Below are 2,385 nucleotides of genomic sequence, written 5' to 3' on the forward strand. Positions count from 1 at the left end.
GTGTAAAGATTGGGTCAGCACGGTATGTCCGGCAGGTTGCATGGGCATGACACCGGTGGAGCCTGGCCTGCCGGACCCGGCTCGGCACCACCGCGCATTCCGCTTAAAATGGGGGCCTCCCCTTCTGCCAGACCATCCCATGAAGATCGTCGAAGTGCGCCACCCGCTGGTGCAGCACAAGATCGGCCTGATGCGCAACGCCGCGCTCAGCACCAAGGATTTCCGCGAACTGGCCAACGAACTGGGCACGCTGCTGGCCTACGAGGCCACCGCCGACCTGGAAACCGAGCCGCACACCCTGCCGGGCTGGTCCGGCCCGGTCACCGTGCAGCGCATCGCCGGCGCCAAGATCACCGTGGTGCCGATCCTGCGCGCCGGCCTGGGCATGCTCAGCGGCGTGCTGTCGCTGATCCCGGCCGCCCGTGTCAGCGTAGTCGGCCTGCAGCGCGATGAGGAAACCCTGCAGCCGGTGCCTTACTTCGAGCGCCTGACCGGCCGCCTGGAAGAGCGCGACGCGCTGATCCTCGACCCGATGCTGGCCACCGGCGGCACCCTGATCGCCACCATCGACATGCTCAAGCGCGCCGGCGCACGCCGGATCAAGGGCATCTTCCTGGTTGCCGCGCCGGAGGGCATCGAAGCGGTGAAGGCCGTGCACCCGGACGTGGAGATCTACACCGCCGCGATCGATGCGCAGCTCAACGACAAGGGCTACATCCTGCCGGGCCTGGGTGATGCCGGCGACCGCATCTTCGGTACCCGCGTGGGCTGAGATCGACCGGGTCGGAGCGCTTTCGAAAGGAAGTGCTCCACCTGCTCCAGGCACCTTCACGCCGGCTTTGCGGCGACGGGCGAATGCTCCGCGCACCCGCCCTGCCCTGGAGCCACCATGAAAGCCTCTTTGCTGCTCGCCGCCGCCCTGCTGGTCGGCCTCCCGATTGCCGCCAACGCAGCCACCCCACAGCAGCAGCGCATGGCCGACTGTTCGGCAAAGAACAAAGGGCTGAAAGGCGACGCCTACAAGTCCGCGCAGAGCGCATGCCTGAGTTCGCACGCAGCCGCACCGGCAACCCCTGCCACGCCGCAGGAGCGCATGAAGAAGTGCAACGCAGACGCCGCCACCCAAAAGCTCGCCGGCGACGCCCGCAAGACCTTCATGAGCAGCTGCCTCAAGGCATCGTAAAAACAGCGAAGAAAGGCCCCATCCACGCATGGCGTGGATCTACTGCCGATCCATACAACGAGAGTCGCATCAGTCACCTGGAACCCGTCGTCGAATGGGGTCAGAGCCCGAAAGATCCACCGGGTGTCCCATCCGTCACCGGAAAACTGTCGAAGGCGGGGCGGTGTCGGATTGCGGGGTGTCAGCCGCATGGATGCGGCTGCCAAGCCTACAAGGACGTACTTGCGGCGTCCCCGCCATCCGACACCGCCCCGCCAWCCCACGGAWWRCCYGCTGTTGCTGTTGCTTCGGCTCCGGCCTCTGCAGGTGCAGGGCGCAGCCCTGCCGGCCAACCTCACCCCAGCGCGCGCGCCTTCAGTTCGCCCTGCTCATGCAGCGTCACGAAACGTCCCTTCTCATCCCGCCCGACCTGCGCCAGCGCCACCTGCGGATCATGGGTGAAGAACAGATGCACGTTGCGCGCCAGCTTGTCTTCCAGGAACTGCCGCTTCTCGTCGATCAGCAGCTCGGCGTTGCGGTCGTACCCCATGGTGATCGGCACGTGCACCCACGATCGACCCGGAATCAGATCGGCGCAGAACACCACGCCGCCGTGCGCCCCCTCGCCTGCGCGTGCCTGCCCCACGATCTCGGCCAGCATCAGCCCCGGCGTGTGCCCGTCGCTGTAGCTGAAACGCACGCTGTGGCCCAGCACCTTCGAATACTCGCCGTCCACCACTTCCAGGCGGCCACTGGCCTGCAGCAGGCCCGGCAGTTCTGGAATGAAGCTGGCGCGATCGCGCGGGTGCGGCTGCAGCGCGCGCTGCCAATGCTGCGCCCCGACCACGTACGTCGCATTGGGGAACAGCAGTTCCGGTTCACGGCCTTCGTGCCACGCGGCCAACAGGCCGCCGGCATGGTCGAAGTGCAGATGGCTGAGCACCACCACGTCGATGTCTTCGTGCTCGAAGCCGGCTTCGCGCAGCGAATCGATCAGCACATGCTGGCTTTCCTGCACGCCATAGCGCTCGCGCATGCGCGGCTCGAAGAACGCACCGATGCCGGTTTCGAACAGCACCGTCTTGCCTTCCAGCGGGCTCGCCAACAACGCACGACAGGCCAGCTCGATGCGGTTGAGCTCATCCGGTGCTGCCCACTTTTCCCACAACGCGCGCGGCGCGTTGCCGAACATTGCACCGCCATCCAGGCGTTGTGTATTACCG

3 protein-coding genes are annotated in these 2,385 nt (G+C 66.4%); 2 read left to right on the forward strand and 1 reads right to left on the reverse strand.

Features of this window, described 5'->3' with window-relative positions; translation table 11 throughout:
- The first annotated feature begins 139 nt into the window (after positions 1–139).
- Both upp and AC1VAN_RS18730 read left to right on the forward strand, forming a co-directional pair.
- The gene (gene upp, locus AC1VAN_RS18725; RefSeq protein ID WP_025878832.1) at positions 140–772 is read left to right on the forward strand and encodes a uracil phosphoribosyltransferase; all 633 of its coding nucleotides are present in this window, start codon (positions 140–142) and stop codon (positions 770–772) included.
- Between the two features lie 117 nt (positions 773–889).
- Complete coding sequence (locus AC1VAN_RS18730) at positions 890–1,183, forward strand: PsiF family protein (protein WP_025878831.1); 294 nt, start codon at positions 890–892, stop codon at positions 1,181–1,183.
- 334 nt (positions 1,184–1,517) lie between these two features.
- On the opposite strand, the gene AC1VAN_RS18735 is transcribed toward AC1VAN_RS18730, so the two are convergent.
- Positions 1,518–2,385, reverse strand: an 868-nt coding sequence (locus AC1VAN_RS18735; RefSeq protein ID WP_480986430.1) for an MBL fold metallo-hydrolase, incomplete at its 5' end; no start/stop codon positions are given.

This window comes from Stenotrophomonas sp. 05L44_2, assembly GCF_056665995.1.

Coding starts and splice junctions, on each gene's coding strand:
- upp (WP_025878832.1), top strand. CDS start 140: ATGAAGATCGTCGAAGTGCGCCACCCGCTGGTGCAGCACAAGATCGGC.
- AC1VAN_RS18730 (WP_025878831.1), top strand. CDS start 890: ATGAAAGCCTCTTTGCTGCTCGCCGCCGCCCTGCTGGTCGGCCTCCCG.